This is a genomic window from Terribacillus halophilus (assembly GCF_900101385.1).
GTDB lineage: Bacteria > Bacillota > Bacilli > Bacillales > Amphibacillaceae > Terribacillus > Terribacillus halophilus.
This window is the reverse complement of record NZ_FMZB01000014.1, coordinates 26,621-42,075: the sequence shown is the minus strand read 5'-3', so window position 1 is coordinate 42,075 and position 15,455 is coordinate 26,621. Positions and strand designations below refer to the sequence as shown.

Here is a 15,455-nt window from a genome sequence, read left to right as displayed (position 1 = left end):
CTGCAGGGCAGTAATGGGATACTAAAAGGGAGGTAGGCCCCTTGATAGATGTTAATAATTTTGAGTTTATGAAAATAGGTTTGGCTTCACCTGATAAGATTCGTTCTTGGTCTTACGGAGAAGTTAAAAAGCCGGAAACGATCAACTACCGTACGTTGAAGCCTGAAAAAGACGGTTTGTTCTGTGAGCGCATCTTCGGTCCCCAAAAGGACTGGGAATGTCATTGCGGTAAATACAAACGCGTTCGCTATAAAGGCGTCGTATGTGATCGCTGCGGCGTGGAAGTTACCAAAGCCAAAGTACGCCGTGAGCGTATGGGACACATCGAGCTAGCAGCTCCTGTGTCTCACATTTGGTACTTCAAAGGTATTCCGAGCCGTATGGGTCTTGTACTGGATATGTCTCCTCGTGCACTGGAAGAAGTTATTTATTTCGCAGCGTACATCGTGACAGACGCCGGTGATACCGCTCTTGAGAAGAAGCAGCTTCTTTCCGAGAAAGAATACCGCCTCTATCGTGAGAAATACGGCAACACATTCCAAGCTCAAATGGGTGCAGAAGCGATCCGCAAGCTTCTTTCAGACATCGACTTGGAAAAAGAAGTGGAGACACTTCGCGAAGAATTGAAAACAGCACAAGGGCAACGCAGAACGCGTGCGATCAAGCGCTTGGAAGTGATGGAAGCATTCCGTCATTCCGGTAACGAACCTTCTTGGATGGTGTTGGATGTACTTCCAATCATCCCTCCTGAGCTTCGTCCAATGGTACAGCTTGACGGTGGACGTTTTGCTACATCCGACTTGAATGATCTTTATCGTCGGGTAATCAACCGTAACAACCGTCTGAAGCGTCTATTGGACCTTGGTGCACCTAGCATCATCGTACAAAATGAAAAACGTATGCTGCAGGAAGCTGTTGATGCGTTGATCGATAACGGCCGCCGCGGTCGTCCTGTTACAGGTCCTGGTAACCGTCCATTGAAATCTCTTTCTCATATGCTGAAAGGGAAACAAGGACGTTTCCGTCAGAACTTGCTTGGTAAACGGGTAGACTACTCCGGACGTTCCGTAATCGTCGTAGGTCCGCATCTGAAGATGTATCAGTGTGGTCTTCCGAAAGAAATGGCGCTTGAGCTATTCAAACCATTCATCATGAAAGAATTGGTTGAAAAAGGACTTGCGCATAACATCAAATCCGCAAAACGGAAAATCGAGCGCCTGCATCCGGAAGTATGGGATGTACTCGAGGAAGTCATCCGCGAGCATCCAGTATTGCTTAACCGTGCACCTACGCTTCACCGCCTAGGTATCCAGGCATTCGAACCGACATTGGTGGAAGGCCGTGCGATCCGTCTTCACCCGCTTGTATGTACAGCTTATAACGCTGACTTCGATGGTGACCAGATGGCTGTTCACGTACCTCTATCTGCAGAAGCACAAGCAGAGGCTCGCATCCTTATGCTTGCTGCACAGAACATCTTGAACCCGAAAGACGGTAAACCAGTCGTAACACCGTCTCAGGATATGGTACTAGGTAACTACTACCTTACTCTTGAGCGTGAAGGTGCAATCGGCGAAGGTAAAGTCTTCAAAGATGTTAATGAAGCAATGCTTGCTTATCAGAACGGTTATGTGCACCTACACACACGTGTAGCAGTAGATGCCGGCTCTTTGAACAATGAAACGTTCACAGAAGAGCAAAACAACCAAATCCTGCTTACAACAGTAGGTAAACTTATCTTCAACACGATTTTGCCGAGCTCGTTCCCTTACATGAACGAACCGACTCGCGAAAACTTGGAAGAAAAAACACCTGTACACTACTTCGTTGAGAAGGGTGCGAATATCAAAGAGGAGATCGCAAAACGCGACATTATCTCCCCGTTCAAAAAAGGTTTCCTAGGCGACATCATTGCAGAAGTGTTCAAACGCTTCAAGATCAGTGAAACGTCTAAAATGCTTGACCGCATGAAAGACCTTGGATTCAGTTATTCCACTAAAGCAGGTATTACGGTTGGTATCTCCGATATCGTCGTATTGAAAGAGAAAACGGAAATCCTTGATGAAGCACAATCCCGTGTGGATAAAGTGCTGAAACAGTTCCGTCGTGGTTTGATCACGGAAGAAGAGCGTTATGACCGTGTCATCTCCATTTGGTCCAAAGCGAAGGATGACATCCAGGAACGTTTGATGAAGTCCTTGAGCAACCGTAACCCAATCTTTATGATGAGTGATTCCGGTGCGCGTGGTAACGCGTCCAACTTCACGCAGCTTGCTGGTATGCGTGGTTTGATGGCCAACCCGGCTGGTCGGATCATTGAGTTGCCGATCAAGTCCAGTTTCCGTGAGGGTCTGACAGTACTCGAGTACTTCATCTCTACACATGGTGCGCGTAAAGGTCTTGCCGATACAGCCCTGAAAACTGCCGATTCCGGTTACTTGACTCGTCGTCTTGTTGACGTAGCGCAAGATGTCATCATCCGTGAAGAAGATTGCGGAACCGACCGCAGCTTGAGAGTCCGTGCACTGACAGAAGGAACTGAAATGATCGAGCCATTGTATGATCGCCTTGTCGGCCGTACTGCGTTCGAGAATGTCAAACATCCGGAAACAGGCAATGTGATCATCGAAAAGAACGAATTGATAGATGAAGATACAGCAAGACAAATCGTTGATGCAGGTATCGAAGAAGTTGCCATCCGTACAGTCTTCACATGTAACACAAAACACGGTGCATGTAAGAAATGTTACGGCCGCAACCTTGCAACTGGTAGCGACGTGGAAGTCGGCGAAGCAGTCGGTATCATCGCTGCACAATCCATCGGTGAGCCAGGAACACAGCTTACAATGCGTACATTCCACACAGGTGGGGTAGCCGGTGACGATATTACACAAGGTTTGCCGCGTATCCAGGAATTGTTCGAGGCGCGTAACCCTAAAGGTCAGGCTGTCATCTCTGAGATCAAAGGTACAGTCATCGAGATCAATGAAGTGAAAGAAAAACAAGAGATCGTTATTCAAGGTACAGTTGAAACAAAGACATACACAGCTCCATATGGTGCACGTCTGCGTGTAGCCGAAGGAGATGCGATCGAAGCTGGTCAGGAACTTACAGAGGGTTCTGTCGATCCGAAAGAATTGCTTCGCGTTCGTGGTGTAGCCGGCGTTCAGCAGTATCTATTGAAAGAAGTGCAGAAAGTATACCGCATGCAAGGGGTAGAAATCGGCGATAAACACGTCGAAGTTATGGTTCGCCAAATGCTTCGTAAAGTACGTGTCATCGACTCTGGTCAAACAGATGTATTGCCAGGATCACTTCTTGAGATCCACCAATTCAAAGAAGCAAACCGTGAAGTCTTGCGAGAAGGTTTCCAGCCAGCCAGCGGTAAGCCAGTATTGCTTGGTATCACAAAAGCTTCTCTTGAAACGGATTCCTTCTTGTCTGCTGCTTCCTTCCAGGAAACAACTCGTGTCCTTACCGATGCAGCCATAAAAGGTAAGCGCGATGAACTTCTCGGCTTGAAAGAGAATGTCATCATCGGTAAGCTCGTTCCTGCTGGTACTGGTATGCCGCAGTACCGCAAGATCAAAGCGAAATTGGAAACGCCTGAAGAAGTGACAGAGGAACAGGAAATCGAATCTGTAACACCGTAACGGTCCCTAATAAACAAGGAAACAAAAAAATGTCGGAAGCACTATAAATCTCTCGTAAAGGTGATTGACATCAGCTTGCTTGAGTGATAATATATTCAAGGTGCTTCCGATTCTCCTTGTATACTTTGGAGGATATGCAGATGTCTTATGAAAAAGTAGCACAAGCTAAAACGGGAATCGTTATCGGAACCAAGCAAACACTCAAGGCCATGAAGCAAGGCCAAGTGAAATCAGTTGTCATTGCAGATGACGCTGCCAAGCATATTACCAGCCAGGTGAGAAAGCTGGCAGAAGAATTAGGCATACTGGCGATCCAAGTCGATTCTATGAAACGATTAGGTGAAGCTTGTGGCATAGATGTAGGGACAGCTACTGTGGCAATCAAAAAATAGTTTTGGCGCAGCTGATGCTAGCTCAGCTCGTGAAAGCTTTGTTTTTTGCCCAAAAATGAACCACCTGGATGTGTGGTATTACAAAAAGCTTTGAAAGGAGGAAAAAACATGCCTACTATTAACCAATTAGTACGCAAAGGTCGCGTAAGCAAAACAAAGAAATCTGACTCTCCAGCATTGAACAGAGGGTACAACAGCTTCAAGAAATCTTTGACTAACCAGTCTTCTCCACAAAAACGTGGTGTTTGTACTCGTGTTGGTACAATGACTCCGAAGAAACCGAACTCCGCATTGCGTAAATATGCACGTGTACGTTTGACAAACGGAATCGAGGTTACTGCCTACATTCCTGGTATCGGACACAACTTGCAAGAGCACAGTGTTGTTTTGATTCGCGGCGGACGTGTAAAAGACTTACCGGGTGTACGTTACCATATCGTACGTGGTGCGCTTGATACTTCAGGTGTTGACGGCCGCGCGCAAGGTCGTTCCAAATATGGTACGAAACGCCCTAAAAAATAAAACTCAAATAAATTAACCATCATAGGAAAGGAGGAGAACATATGCCAAGAAAAGGTCCTGTAGCGAAACGTGATGTGTTGCCAGATCCGTTGTATAACTCCAAATTGGTAACTCGTTTGATCAACCAAATCATGGTTGACGGACAACGCGGTAAAGCTCAAAAGATTCTTTATGCAGCATTTGAACTAGTTAAAGAACGTAGTGGAAACGATCCAATGGAGGTTTTCGAACAGTCCATGAAGAACGTCATGCCTGTACTTGAAGTACGTGCACGTCGTGTAGGTGGTTCCAACTACCAAGTACCGGTTGAAGTACGTCCAGAGCGTCGTCAAGCACTAGGTCTTCGTTACATTGTGAACTACTCCCGTCTACGCGGCGAGAAGACAATGGAAGAACGTCTTGCCAACGAAATTCTTGATGCTTCCAACAACACTGGTGCATCCGTTAAAAAACGCGAAGATATGCATAAAATGGCGGAAGCGAACAAAGCGTTTGCTCACTACCGCTGGTAAGATCTATTTTAAATTAACTCTAGGAAGGAGAAATACCGAATGGCTAGAGAGTTCTCCCTAGAAAATACGCGTAATATCGGTATCATGGCTCACATCGATGCTGGTAAAACAACTGCAACAGAGCGTATTCTATTCTATACAGGACGTATCCACAAAATCGGAGAAACTCATGAAGGTGCTTCTCAGATGGACTGGATGGAGCAGGAGCAGGAGCGTGGTATCACAATCACATCCGCTGCAACAACTGCTTCATGGAAAGGTCACCGTATCAACATCATCGATACACCAGGACACGTAGACTTCACAGTTGAAGTAGAACGTTCTCTCCGTGTACTTGATGGTGCGGTAACTGTTCTTGATGCACAGTCCGGTGTTGAGCCGCAAACTGAAACGGTTTGGCGTCAGGCTACAACATACGGTGTACCTCGTATCGTATTCGTCAACAAAATGGATAAAACAGGTGCAGACTTCCTTTATTCCGTTAAGACGATGCACGAGCGCTTGGGCGCTAACGCGCACCCGGTACAACTTCCAATTGGTGCAGAAGATAATTTCGAAGGAATTATCGACTTGATTACATTGGAAGCTCATTTCTATCTCGATGATCTTGGACAAAAGTTCGAGACTCGCGAAATCCCTGCTGACATGCAAGATCTTGTGGAAGAATACCGCACGAATCTAATTGAAGCAGTAGCGGAGCAAGATGAAGATCTTATGGAACGCTATCTTGAAGGAGAAGAGATCTCTAACGAAGAGCTTAAAAATGCTGTTCGTAAAGCGACTCTTTCCGTTGAATTCTACCCAGTATTCTGTGGATCAGCATTCAAAAACAAAGGTGTTCAGCTCCTAATCGACGGTGTTGTCGATTATCTTCCGGCACCAACAGACGTAGCGGCTATCGAAGGTATCGTTCCTGGTACTGAAGAGAAAATCGTACGTAAATCAAGTGACAGTGAACCATTCAGTGCACTTGCCTTCAAAGTTGCAACTGATCCGTTCGTTGGTAAACTTACTTTCTTCCGCGTGTACTCTGGTACATTGGAAGCTGGTTCTTACGTGAAAAACTCCACGAAGGACAAGCGTGAGCGCGTAGGCCGTATCCTGCAAATGCACGCTAACAGCCGTGAAGAGATTTCCAAAGTTTACGCTGGTGATATCGCCGGAGCAGTTGGTTTGAAAGATACTACGACTGGTGATACTCTATGTGATGAAAAATCACTTGTTATCCTTGAGTCCATGGTATTCCCAGAGCCAGTTATCTCTGTTGCGATCGAACCAAAAACAAAAGCGGACCAAGATAAGATGTCCGTTGCCCTTGGTAAACTTGCTGAGGAAGATCCTACATTCAGAACTGAAACAAACCCTGAAACTGGTCAGACTATCATCTCCGGTATGGGTGAGCTTCACTTGGATATCATCGTCGACCGTATGCGTCGTGAATTCAAAGTAGAAGCAAATGTAGGTGCTCCACAGGTTGCTTACCGCGAAACATTCCGTGCAGCTGCTGAAGTCGAAGGTAAATTCGTACGTCAGTCCGGTGGTCGCGGTCAGTTCGGACACGTTTGGATCAAATTCGAGCCAAACGAAGAAGGCGCTGGTTTCGAATTCGAAAACAAAATCGTTGGTGGTGTAGTTCCACGTGAATACATCCCATCTGTTGAAGCTGGTATCAAAGAAGCAATGGAAAACGGCGTATTGGCTGGTTATCCGCTAATCGACGTTAAAGCATCTCTATTTGATGGAAGCTACCACGATGTCGATTCCAACGAGATGGCCTTTAAAGTTGCAGCTTCCATGGCGCTTAAAAACGCCAAGAACAAATGTAACCCAGTCATCTTGGAACCACTTGTAAAAGTGGAAGTTGTCATCCCTGAAGAATACATGGGAGACATCATGGGAGACATCACTTCCCGTCGCGGACGTGTAGAAGGTATGGATACACGCGGAGCTTCTCAGGTTGTCAATGCATTCGTGCCGCTTGCTGAAATGTTCGGTTACGCAACAGCGTTGCGTTCCAACACACAAGGTCGCGGAACTTACACAATGACATTCGACCACTATGAAGAAGTGCCGAAAAGCGTTGGAGAAGAAATTATCAAGAAAAACGCTGGTCAATAATTGATTTTTTGCCAGTAATCAAGTATAACTTGTATTGGAAGCGTGCGTACGCGTATGCTTCCGAAGTACAAGAAACATACTATCTATTACATGAGATATTTCCATATTTAAGGAGGAATTACTAATGGGTAAAGAAAAATTCGACCGCTCCAAATCCCACGTTAACGTTGGTACAATCGGACACGTTGACCATGGTAAAACAACACTAACTGCAGCTATCACAACTGTACTTCACAAGAAATCCGGTTCTGGTGAAGCGATGGCTTACGATCAAATCGATGGTGCTCCAGAAGAAAGAGAACGTGGTATCACAATCTCTACTGCACACGTTGAGTACGAAACTGAAACTCGCCACTATGCGCACGTTGACTGCCCAGGTCACGCTGACTATGTTAAAAACATGATCACTGGTGCTGCACAGATGGACGGAGCTATCCTAGTAGTATCTGCTGCTGATGGTCCAATGCCACAAACTCGCGAGCACATCCTACTTTCCCGTAACGTAGGTGTACCTGCGATCGTTGTATTCCTTAACAAATGTGACATGGTTGACGACGAAGAGCTTCTTGAGCTTGTTGAAATGGAAGTTCGCGATCTACTAAGCGAATACGACTTCCCTGGTGACGATGTACCAGTTATCAAAGGTTCTGCTCTTAAAGCACTTGAAGGCGAAGCTGATTGGGAAGCTAAAATCTTCGAACTTATGGATGCGGTTGATGCATACATCCCAACTCCAGAGCGCGACAAAGAAAAACCATTCATGATGCCAGTTGAGGACGTATTCTCCATCACTGGTCGTGGTACAGTAGCAACTGGTCGTGTTGAGCGCGGTGAAGTTAGAGTCGGTGACGAAATCGACATCATCGGTCTTAACGACGAGCCTAAGAAAACAACTGTTACTGGTGTAGAAATGTTCCGTAAGCTTCTTGACTACGCTGAAGCTGGAGACAACATCGGTGCACTTCTTCGCGGTATCTCCCGTGATGATGTAAACCGTGGTCAAGTACTTGCTAAACCAGGTACAATCACTCCACACACAAAGTTCAAAGCAGAAGTTTATGTTCTTTCTAAAGATGAAGGTGGACGTCACACTCCATTCTTCACTAACTACCGTCCGCAGTTCTACTTCCGTACAACTGACGTAACTGGCGTAGTTAACCTTCCAGAAGGTACTGAAATGGTAATGCCTGGCGATAACACAGAGATGTCCGTTGAGCTTATCTCTCCAATCGCTATCGAAGACGGTACTCGCTTCTCTATCCGTGAGGGTGGCCGTACTGTTGGATCAGGCGTTGTATCTGTTATCGAAGCGTAAGCTGATATAACACTATAGAAAAAACAGACAGCAGACGTGCTGTCTGTTTTTTCTATGTATATGAAAATCCAGAGATTGGCAACACCAGATAAATGTAAAAAATGCTGAAATGACTTGAAAACCCACTGCAGGCTCTGTATAATACATAAAGTGTCATCTTATGGGGATTGCAGTCTATTAGGCTGTAAACTTAGATAAGACTTGCATTGACCACGTTTTTTCTATATAATTATAATGTTGGTCATTTAAAGGCGATGATGCGGGAGGTTGTTGGCACACCAGGCCCCTTTGCCATGGCAGGGTGGTCAAGTTAATTTCCGCTGAGAATGTCCTAAATAATAAGGGCGATAAAGGAGGGAAAATAATGGCAAAAGAGAAAATCAGAATCCGTTTGAAAGCATACGATCACAGAATTCTTGATCAGTCTGCAGAAAAAATCGTAGATACAGCGAAACGCTCTGGTGCTAACGTATCAGGTCCGATTCCGCTTCCTACAGAGAAATCTGTATACACAATTCTACGTGCGGTGCACAAATACAAAGACTCTCGTGAGCAGTTCGAAATGCGCACTCACAAACGTCTTATCGATATCGTTAGTCCGACACCGCAAACAGTTGATTCTTTGATGAGACTTGACTTACCGTCCGGTGTGGACATCGAAATTAAACTATAATTTTACACAAAATAGGAGGTGTAACGGATGACGAAAGGAATCTTGGGACGCAAGATCGGCATGACACAGCTATTCACTGAAAGTGGTGAACTTCAAGCTGTAACAGTTATCCAAGCTGAACCAAACGTAATTCTTCAAAAGAAAACTGTCGAAACTGATGGTTACAACGCATTGCAACTAGGATTTGCTGATCAGAAAGCAAACAACTCTAACAAACCCGCAAAGGGCCATGCTGAGAAAGCAAACACAACACCTAAGCGCTACATTCGTGAAATCCGTGACGCTGCTCTTGACGAACACGAAGTTGGGCAAGAGGTTAGCGTAGAGATTTTCGCAGCTGGAGACGTAGTAGATGTAACAGGTACTTCTAAAGGTAAAGGATTCCAAGGTTCGATCAAGCGCCACAACCAATCCCGCGGACCTATGTCACACGGTTCCCGTTACCACAGAGGACCAGGTTCCATGGGTGTAATTGACCCTATGCGCGTTTTCAAAGGTAAAGCACTACCAGGGCAAATGGGCGGAGAGCAAATCACTGTTCAAAACCTTGAGATCGTTAAAGTTGACGCTGAGCGCAACCTTATCCTTGTTAAAGGTAACGTACCTGGTGCGAAAAAATCTTACGTGAAAGTATCAAGTGCCGTTAAAGGTAACTAATTCACAATACGAAGGGAGGATATATCATGCCTAAAGTAGCACTATTCAACCAGAGCGGATCTCAAGTCGGTGAAATCGAATTGAACGATTCCGTTTTCGGTATCGAGCCACACACACATGTATTACACGAAGCAGTACTAATGCAGCGTGCTTCCATGCGTCAAGGTACGCATAAAGTAAAAGGACGTTCTGAAGTACGAGGCGGTGGAAGAAAGCCATGGCGTCAAAAAGGTACTGGCCGCGCGCGTCAAGGATCCATCCGTTCGCCACAATGGGTTGGCGGTGGAACAGTTTTCGGACCGACTCCACGCAGCTACAGCTACAAACTACCTAAAAAAGTTCGTCGTCTAGCGCTTAAATCAGCACTATCTTCTAAAGTACAAGAAGAAAACATCTTAGTATTGGAGAACCTTGCATTCGATGCTCCAAAAACGAAAGATGTCGTTGCTATGCTTAACGCACTGAACGTAGATAGCAAGGTATTGATCGTTACTGCAGATAAAGACGAAACTGTTGCACGTTCTGCAAACAACCTTAAAAACGTTAAAGTGTTGACTCAAAGCGAAGTTAACGTTCTTGACTTGCTTACGCATGATAAGCTGATCTTAACGAAAGAGGCAGCTGAAAAAGCAGGGGAGGTGCTTGCATAATGAGAGAACCACGTGATATTATTAAGCGCCCTGTAATTACGGAACATTCTTCTGACCTTATGGTCGATAAGAAATACACTTTCGAAGTTGACAAACGTGCCAACAAAATCGAAATCAAACAAGCGGTTGAAGTAATCTTTGGTGTGAAAGTGGAACAAGTGAACACTCTTAACCTAAAAGGTAAATTCAAACGTCAAGGACGTTATGGTGGATACCGCCCAGATCGTAAAAAAGCAGTAGTGACACTTACAGAAGACAGTAAAGAAATCGACTTCTTCGAAGGTGTTTAAGAACTAAAAGAGAAGGAGGGAAACAACGATGGCGATCAAAAAGTATAAACCGACCTCTAACGGACGTCGTAACATGTCTGTATCGGATTTTGCTGAAATCACAACTGACAAGCCTGAGAAATCATTGCTTGCACCGCTTCATAAACGTGGCGGACGTAACAACCAAGGTAGATTGACAGTACGTCACCAAGGTGGTGGACACAAACGTCAATACCGTATCATCGACTTCAAACGCGACAAAGATGGAATACCAGGACGCGTTGCTACAATCGAGTACGATCCAAACCGTACTGCGAATATCGCTCTAATTCACTATGTAGATGGTGAAAAACGCTACATCCTTGCTCCGAAAGGCTTGGAAGTAGGAATGGAGATCTATTCTGGTGAAGGTGCTGACTTCAAAGTGGGTAACGCTATGGAGCTTGCTACAATCCCAGTTGGTACGATCATCCACAACATCGAGTTGAAACCAGGCCGCGGTGCGCAGCTGGCTCGTTCTGCTGGTGCACAAGCACAAATCCTTGGCCGTGAAGGTAAATATGTTCTTGTAAGACTAACTTCTGGTGAAGTACGTCTAGTACTAGGTACTTGCCGTGCGACAATCGGTCAGGTTGGTAACTTGGAACATGAACTACTCACTGTTGGTAAAGCAGGACGCTCTCGCTGGTTAGGCAAACGCCCTACAGTTCGCGGATCTGTAATGAACCCTAATGATCACCCACACGGTGGTGGTGAAGGACGCGCTCCAATCGGACGTAAATCACCAATGTCTCCATGGGGCAAACCGACACTTGGTTACAAAACACGTAAACGTAACAAGCAGTCCGATAAATTTATCGTACGTAAGCGTAAAAAATAATGTGGTAGCAAGGCGGGGATTTTCACCCGTCTCCATATCGCAAAGGGAGGTTTATGTATGGGTCGCAGCTTGAAAAAAGGACCTTTCGCAGATGACCATTTGCTAAAGAAAGTCGACAAATTGAATGAAGACGACAAAAAACAAGTAATCAGAACTTGGTCTCGTCGTTCTACTATTTTCCCAACATTCGTTGGACACACGATCGCTGTGTACGATGGCCGTAAACACGTACCTGTTTATGTTACTGAAGATATGGTAGGTCATAAACTTGGTGAATTCGCGCCAACTCGCACGTACAGAGGACACGCAGCGGACGACAAGAAAACAAAACGCTAAGAGGGGAGGCAATCCTAAATGCAAGCAAAAGCTATGGCAAAATCAGTTCGCATTGCTCCTCGTAAGGTTCGCTTAGTTGTTGATTTAATTCGAGGAAAAAATGTCGGAGAAGCTATTGCAATCCTGCGTCACACTCAACGTGGTGCATCATTGGCAGTAGAGAAAGTACTTCGTTCTGCAGTTGCTAACGCAGAGCACAACTATGAAATGGATACGGATAACCTTGTTATCTCTGAAGCATTCGTCAACGAAGGTGCTACATTGAAACGTTTCCGTCCACGTGCACAAGGCCGTGCAAGCCAAATCAACAAACGTACTAGCCACATCACAGTGGTTGTTACAGAAAAGAAGGAGGGTTAAGCAGTGGGTCAAAAAGTAAATCCGACAGGTCTTCGCGTCGGCGTCATCCGTGACTGGGATTCCAAGTGGTACGGTGGCAAAGATTACGCCGATTTGCTACACGAAGATATTAGAATCCGTGATTATCTAGAACAACGTTTGAAAGATGCTGCGCTTTCCAAAGTGGAAATCGAACGTGCTGCTAACCGTGTAAATATCTCTATTCATACTGGTAAACCTGGTATGGTTATCGGTAAAGGCGGTTCCGAAGTGGAAGCACTTCGTAAAGCATTGAACAGCCTTACTGGCAAACGTGTTCACATTAACATCGTAGAAGTGAAACGTGTCGATCTTGATGCTAAATTGGTAGCAGACAACATCGCTCGTCAACTTGAAAACCGTATCTCATTCCGTCGTGCTCAGAAACAAACATTGCAACGTGCAATCCGTGCTGGTGCCAAAGGTATCCGTACACAAGTTTCCGGTCGTCTAGGCGGAGCAGATATCGCTCGTGCAGAATCTTACAGCGAAGGAACAGTTCCACTTCATACTCTACGTGCTGACATCGACTATGGCACAGCCGAAGCTGATACAACTTATGGTAAGCTTGGCGTTAAAGTATGGATCTACCGTGGCGAAGTCCTTCCAACTAAAAACAACCGATAAGGAAGGGGGAAAAGCATTATGTTAATGCCTAAACGCGTAAAATATCGTAGACAACACCGTGGTAAATTGAATGGCCGTGCCAAAGGCGGTACAGAAGTCGCATTTGGTGAATGGGGTCTTCAAGCTCTTGATCCAGCTTGGATCACTAGCCGTCAAATCGAATCTGCCCGTATCGCTATGACTCGTTACATGAAACGTGGCGGTAAAGTATGGATTAAAATCTTCCCGGATAAGCCATACACGAAAAAACCTCTAGAAGTCCGAATGGGTTCCGGTAAAGGTTCTCCTGAAGGCTGGGTAGCTGTAACGAAACCTGGTAAGATCATGTTCGAAATCGCTGGAGTATCTGAAGAGGTGGCTCGTGAAGCATTGCGTCTTGCTTCTCACAAACTGCCAGTAAGAACAAAGATCGTAAAACGTGAAGAAATTGGTGGTGAAATCAATGAAGGCTAATGAAATCAAAGAACTGACCACTGCCGAAATTGAACAAAAAGTTAAGTCTCTTAAAGAAGAACTTTTCAACCTGCGCTTCCAATTAGCTACAGGACAACTTGAGAATACTGCACGTATTCGCACAGTCCGCAAGACAATTGCTCGCATGAAGACAGTTGTTCGTGAAAGAGAATTAAGCGTAAATAACTAAATTCCGAGAGGAGGTTCGCGACATGAGTGAACGTAACAATCGTAAAGTCTACGTTGGACGTGTTGTATCCGATAAAATGGATAAAACAATCACTGTTCTTGTTGAAACCTACAAAACTCACAAGCTGTACGGCAAGCGTGTTAAGTACTCTAAAAAGTTCAAAGCACATGATGAGAACGGCACAGCAAAAACTGGTGACTTGGTTCGTATCATGGAGACTCGTCCATTGTCTGCAACGAAACGTTTCCGTTTGGTTGAAGTAGTAGAAGAAGCAGTAATTATCTAATTAAAGATCGCTCGGAAGGATTCCGAAGGGAGGTAACACTCGTATGATTCAACAAGAGACTCGTTTGAAAGTCGCTGATAACTCTGGTGCTCGTGAAGTCCTAACTATTAAAGTTCTAGGCGGATCTGGCCGTAAAACAGCTAACATTGGTGACGTGATCGTTTGTACGGTGAAACAAGCAACACCTGGTGGCGTTGTCAAAAAAGGTGAAGTTGTTAAAGCGGTAATCGTACGTACGAAAAGCGGTGTTCGTCGTAAAGATGGTTCTTACATCAAATTCGATGAGAATGCAGCTGTTATCATAAGAGATGACAAGAGCCCAAGAGGTACTCGTATCTTCGGACCAGTTGCACGTGAATTGCGTGACGCTAAGTTCATGAAGATCGTATCCCTTGCTCCTGAAGTATTGTAATACAACTCAATGCCTTGTTAAGGAGGTGCAGTACACATGCATGTAAAAAAAGGTGACAAAGTTAAAGTAATCACTGGTAAAGATCGTGGTAAAGAAGGTACCATCCTTGAAGCTTATCCGAAGAAAGACCGTGTTCTTGTCGAAGGTGTAAACATCGTCAAAAAACACGCGAAACCTTCCCAGGATAACCCGCAAGGCGGAATCCTTGAAATCGAAGCAGCCATTCACGTTTCTAACGTAATGCTGATCGATCCTAAAACTGGAGAGCCAACTCGCGTAGGCTACGAAGTGAAAGACGGCAAAAAAGTCCGTATCGCTAAGAAATCCGGTCAAGCTATCGATAAATAATTTCTTCTGAAAGGAGGGCTACTCGATGAATGAATTGAAACAAAGATACCAAGGTGAAATTTCTCCATCCCTAATGGAAAAATTCAGCTATAAATCTGTTATGCAAGTACCAAAGATCGAAAAGATCGTTGTAAATATGGGTGTCGGTGACGCCGTTCAAAACTCAAAAGCACTTGATTCTGCAGTGGAGGAATTGGCTTTGCTTGCTGGTCAGCAGCCAATCATCACGAAAGCGAAGAAATCCATCGCCGGTTTCCGTCTTCGTGAAGGTATGCCAATCGGGGCGAAAGTTACATTGCGCGGTGAGCGTATGTACGAATTCCTTCAAAAGCTAATCGCAGTTTCCCTTCCACGTGTACGTGACTTCCGTGGGATCTCAAACAAAGCGTTTGACGGTCGTGGAAACTATACGCTAGGTGTTAAAGAACAGCTAATCTTCCCAGAAATCAATTACGATAAAGTAAGCAAAGTACGTGGAATGGACATCGTTATCGTAACTACAGCCAACACTGACGAAGAAGCTCGTGAGCTACTTACTCAGCTAGGCATGCCTTTCCAAAAATAAAGGTAAAAAGGAGGGAATATTGTGGCTAAAAAATCTATGATCGCGAAACAACAGCGCCCACAGAAATTCAAAGTACAAGAGTACACTCGCTGCGAACGTTGCGGACGTCCACACTCTGTACTACGTAAATTCAAGCTATGCCGTATTTGTTTCCGTGAACTAGCCTATAAAGGTCAAATTCCTGGCGTTAAAAAAGCAAGCTGGTAATCCCCTAAATCA

At 45.1% G+C, this 15,455-nt stretch carries 21 protein-coding genes; all 21 read left to right on the top strand.

The window, feature by feature from the left end; all coding sequences use genetic code 11:
* Positions 1-41 precede the first annotated feature (41 nt).
* The 21 genes from rpoC (at position 42) to rpsN (ending at position 15,443) form a co-directional block, all read left to right on the top strand.
* Complete coding sequence (gene rpoC / locus BLQ53_RS17415) at positions 42-3,653, top strand: DNA-directed RNA polymerase subunit beta' (protein ID WP_093728585.1); 3,612 nt, start codon at positions 42-44, stop codon at positions 3,651-3,653.
* A gap of 140 nt (positions 3,654-3,793) precedes the next feature.
* Entirely contained in the window at positions 3,794-4,045 is a 252-nt protein-coding gene (locus BLQ53_RS17410; RefSeq protein WP_093728584.1) for a 50S ribosomal protein L7ae-like protein, read from the top strand.
* A gap of 108 nt (positions 4,046-4,153) precedes the next feature.
* Complete coding sequence (gene rpsL / locus BLQ53_RS17405; RefSeq protein WP_038565163.1) at positions 4,154-4,567, top strand: 30S ribosomal protein S12; 414 nt, start codon at positions 4,154-4,156, stop codon at positions 4,565-4,567.
* Positions 4,568-4,608: 41 nt separating this feature from the next.
* Positions 4,609-5,079: a 30S ribosomal protein S7 gene (gene rpsG / locus BLQ53_RS17400; protein WP_093728583.1), complete on the top strand. Its 471-nt coding sequence runs from the start codon at positions 4,609-4,611 to the stop codon at positions 5,077-5,079.
* Between the two features lie 39 nt (positions 5,080-5,118).
* Positions 5,119-7,197 (top strand): elongation factor G, encoded by a 2,079-nt coding sequence (fusA, locus tag BLQ53_RS17395; protein WP_093728582.1) that lies wholly within the window; start codon positions 5,119-5,121, stop codon positions 7,195-7,197.
* Between the two features lie 124 nt (positions 7,198-7,321).
* Entirely contained in the window at positions 7,322-8,512 is a 1,191-nt protein-coding gene (gene tuf, locus BLQ53_RS17390; RefSeq protein WP_093728581.1) for an elongation factor Tu, read from the top strand.
* A gap of 364 nt (positions 8,513-8,876) precedes the next feature.
* Entirely contained in the window at positions 8,877-9,185 is a 309-nt protein-coding gene (gene rpsJ, locus BLQ53_RS17385) for a 30S ribosomal protein S10 (protein WP_038565171.1), read from the top strand.
* Between the two features lie 27 nt (positions 9,186-9,212).
* On the top strand, positions 9,213-9,842 hold the full coding sequence (gene rplC / locus BLQ53_RS17380; protein ID WP_093728580.1) for a 50S ribosomal protein L3: 630 nt from the start codon (positions 9,213-9,215) through the stop codon (positions 9,840-9,842).
* A 26-nt stretch (positions 9,843-9,868) separates the two neighbouring features.
* Positions 9,869-10,492: a 50S ribosomal protein L4 gene (gene rplD, locus BLQ53_RS17375; protein ID WP_093728579.1), complete on the top strand. Its 624-nt coding sequence runs from the start codon at positions 9,869-9,871 to the stop codon at positions 10,490-10,492.
* On the top strand, positions 10,492-10,782 hold the full coding sequence (gene rplW / locus BLQ53_RS17370; RefSeq protein ID WP_093728578.1) for a 50S ribosomal protein L23: 291 nt from the start codon (positions 10,492-10,494) through the stop codon (positions 10,780-10,782). The genes rplD and rplW overlap by 1 nt, the downstream gene beginning before the upstream one ends.
* Positions 10,783-10,810: 28 nt before the next feature.
* Positions 10,811-11,641 carry a 50S ribosomal protein L2 gene (rplB, locus tag BLQ53_RS17365; RefSeq protein ID WP_093728577.1) on the top strand — a complete coding sequence of 277 codons (831 nt, stop codon included), beginning with the start codon at positions 10,811-10,813 and terminating at the stop codon, positions 11,639-11,641.
* 57 nt (positions 11,642-11,698) lie between these two features.
* Positions 11,699-11,977 carry a 30S ribosomal protein S19 gene (gene rpsS, locus BLQ53_RS17360; RefSeq protein WP_038565186.1) on the top strand — a complete coding sequence of 93 codons (279 nt, stop codon included), beginning with the start codon at positions 11,699-11,701 and terminating at the stop codon, positions 11,975-11,977.
* A gap of 18 nt (positions 11,978-11,995) precedes the next feature.
* Positions 11,996-12,337 carry a 50S ribosomal protein L22 gene (gene rplV / locus BLQ53_RS17355; protein WP_093728576.1) on the top strand — a complete coding sequence of 114 codons (342 nt, stop codon included), beginning with the start codon at positions 11,996-11,998 and terminating at the stop codon, positions 12,335-12,337.
* A gap of 3 nt (positions 12,338-12,340) precedes the next feature.
* On the top strand, positions 12,341-12,982 hold the full coding sequence (gene rpsC / locus BLQ53_RS17350; protein ID WP_093728575.1) for a 30S ribosomal protein S3: 642 nt from the start codon (positions 12,341-12,343) through the stop codon (positions 12,980-12,982).
* An 18-nt stretch (positions 12,983-13,000) separates the two neighbouring features.
* Positions 13,001-13,435, top strand: a complete 435-nt coding sequence (rplP, locus tag BLQ53_RS17345) for a 50S ribosomal protein L16 (RefSeq protein WP_093728574.1) — start codon at positions 13,001-13,003, stop codon at positions 13,433-13,435.
* Complete coding sequence (rpmC, locus tag BLQ53_RS17340) at positions 13,425-13,625, top strand: 50S ribosomal protein L29 (RefSeq protein WP_038565198.1); 201 nt, start codon at positions 13,425-13,427, stop codon at positions 13,623-13,625. The genes rplP and rpmC overlap by 11 nt, the downstream gene beginning before the upstream one ends.
* 22 nt (positions 13,626-13,647) lie before the next feature.
* Positions 13,648-13,911, top strand: a complete 264-nt coding sequence (rpsQ, locus tag BLQ53_RS17335) for a 30S ribosomal protein S17 (protein WP_093728573.1) — start codon at positions 13,648-13,650, stop codon at positions 13,909-13,911.
* A 43-nt stretch (positions 13,912-13,954) separates the two neighbouring features.
* Positions 13,955-14,323, top strand: a complete 369-nt coding sequence (rplN, locus tag BLQ53_RS17330) for a 50S ribosomal protein L14 (RefSeq protein ID WP_093728572.1) — start codon at positions 13,955-13,957, stop codon at positions 14,321-14,323.
* A 36-nt stretch (positions 14,324-14,359) separates the two neighbouring features.
* Complete coding sequence (rplX, locus tag BLQ53_RS17325) at positions 14,360-14,671, top strand: 50S ribosomal protein L24 (RefSeq protein ID WP_093728571.1); 312 nt, start codon at positions 14,360-14,362, stop codon at positions 14,669-14,671.
* A gap of 25 nt (positions 14,672-14,696) precedes the next feature.
* A complete protein-coding gene (gene rplE / locus BLQ53_RS17320) occupies positions 14,697-15,236 on the top strand; it encodes a 50S ribosomal protein L5 (protein WP_093728570.1) in 540 nt (179 codons plus the stop codon).
* A gap of 21 nt (positions 15,237-15,257) precedes the next feature.
* Positions 15,258-15,443 (top strand): 30S ribosomal protein S14, encoded by a 186-nt coding sequence (rpsN, locus tag BLQ53_RS17315; protein ID WP_077304134.1) that lies wholly within the window; start codon positions 15,258-15,260, stop codon positions 15,441-15,443.
* Positions 15,444-15,455 lie beyond the last annotated feature (12 nt).